Origin of the sequence: Amycolatopsis rhizosphaerae (genome assembly GCF_007713715.1) — a bacterium.
Taxonomy (GTDB): domain Bacteria; phylum Actinomycetota; class Actinomycetes; order Mycobacteriales; family Pseudonocardiaceae; genus Amycolatopsis_E; species Amycolatopsis_E rhizosphaerae.
On the sequence record NZ_VJWX01000781.1, the window covers coordinates 1 to 1,919 of the forward strand.

General features: G+C 69.3%; 1 protein-coding gene and 2 pseudogenes. All 3 read left to right on the forward strand.

Features of this window, described 5'->3' with window-relative positions; genetic code table 11:
• Nucleotides 1-633: pseudogene (locus tag FNH05_RS38650) on the forward strand (hypothetical protein); the annotation flags it as partial.
• An 11-nt stretch (nt 634-644) separates the two neighbouring features.
• Nucleotides 645-1,217, forward strand: a complete 573-nt coding sequence (locus FNH05_RS36755) for a hypothetical protein (RefSeq protein ID WP_144593438.1) — start codon at nt 645-647, stop codon at nt 1,215-1,217.
• A gap of 15 nt (nt 1,218-1,232) precedes the next feature.
• Nucleotides 1,233-1,919: pseudogene (locus FNH05_RS36760) on the forward strand (hypothetical protein); the annotation flags it as partial.

Sequence of the window (1,919 nt, forward strand, 5' to 3'; positions counted from 1 at the left end):
CTGCTGGATCTGGCCAAGAACGCGACCAGCACCACCGGGCAGGTGCCCGACCCGGTCAGCGCGTTCAATCCGGCAGACCTGTACAGCCCGGTCGATACCGCGGTGCCGCAGTCGGATTCGGGCCTGCCTGGCTTGGCTTCCGCGGCCGGGGCGGGACTCGCTGGTGGAACCGGACTCGGCGGCGGGGCCGGTGGCATCGGCACCCCACTGGTGGACGCGCCCCAGACACCGGTTTCCGGCAGCACCGCCGCCGGTGCGGCGACCAGCATGCCTGCCGTCGCGGGGAGCACGGGCGCCACAGGTACCACCGGAGTCGGCAGCAGCGGCATTCCGCCGATGTATCCGCCGCGGTCCGGCGGGGGGCAGAGGGCTGGCGGGGGCATCCGCTCCGGCGCGGCCGAGCAGGTCAACGCCGTCCGCTCGCGCAAGCCCGACGCCAAGGCCGGGGTCGTCCTGTCCGGCCGCGAGGCACCGGACGGTAAGGGAAAGAACAAACGCAAGGGTGCTGCGGCCCAGGCGACGGTGGCGAAACCGAAACCACGACCGGACGCGGACGCCAAACCCGTCGAAGTGCTTGATGAAGAGCTGTGGAAAGTCGACGGGGCCGCCTCCGAGCGCGGCTACCTACGTTAGAGGAGGGGTATATGTCAGACGCTACGTTCATCAGTGGCAACCCGGAGTCGATGGCGAAGTTCTCCATGCAGACGCACGCGCCCGAGGTGCCAGCCTCGCTCGGCCGCCTGGGTGAACCGGTCAGTCCCTTTGGGACGATCGAGGGAATCCTGATGACGGTGCTGGACAAGGCCGCCACCGGTGTAGTCGGCGCGTTCATCGCCAACACCAGCGAGGACATGACCACCATTTCCGCGAAGGTCAAGGCCGCCGCCGCGAAGTACAGCGCCACCGATCTGATCAACAGCATCGATCTGGCCACCTCCACGGCCAAACTGGCCGACAAGGGCATCAGCCTGGTGAAGTCGCTGTCCGGCAGCGGCAGCAGCAAGAGCAGCGGCACGACGGGCACCACGTCGGGCAGTGACACCCATGGAACCAATGGCACCAGCGGCACCAGTGGCACCCAGCACACGGGTACCGGCACGACGGGCGCCGCGGGGACCACGCCTGGCAGCGGCGTCCACCAGGTGCCCACCACCGGCGCCACGCCGTCCGTCCCCGGCATTCCGCCGGTGAGCCAGCCCGCGCAGAAAACCGTCTGAAAGAGGAGATGACCCATGATTCCCTACATCGTGCTGCCGCCTCCCGCGCACCAAGCGATGATCACCGCCGAGCAGGCCCATATCCCCGTGCTCCGCAGCGCGGCCAGGATGTGGCAGGACGTGCACGCCTGGAGCGAGGCCGCCGCCGCGGACCTGCAGCAGAACTCGGGCAACCTGGTGACCGCGGACTGGAAGGACAAGGCCGCGGACTCCTTCGAGGCCAAGACCGGACGCTCGATCGCGGACCTCCGTACCTGGAGCGACCGGATCGCGGGGTCCCAGGTGTGGACCCACCTGGAGGGGCTGGCCGACGCGCTGCCCGCGGCGCAGGCCGCCGTGCAGACCTTCGCCAGCGAATTCGACGCGACCTGGCAGAACCCGCTCACCTGGGGACTGGCCGCCCAGGCCTGGCAGAACTCCGCCAACGTGATGGACGCGCTGGGCGGGCAGTTCCAGACCGCCATGCTGGCTGTTTGCCAGGCGGCCGGGGTCACCAACCCGGCCGACCTCATCCCCAACTTCAACATTTCCTCCGCGGACGCGGTCAAGACGGCCGATGCGGCCGTGAACTTCCTGACCGAGGTGCAGAGCCTCGCCCAGACGGCGGGCATCGGGGGTGGCAGCAGCAGCGGCACCTCGCTGAACCTGCCCAGCCTGTCCGGCGCTTTGGGTGGCACGCAGGTGAGCTGGAATCCGCAGGAC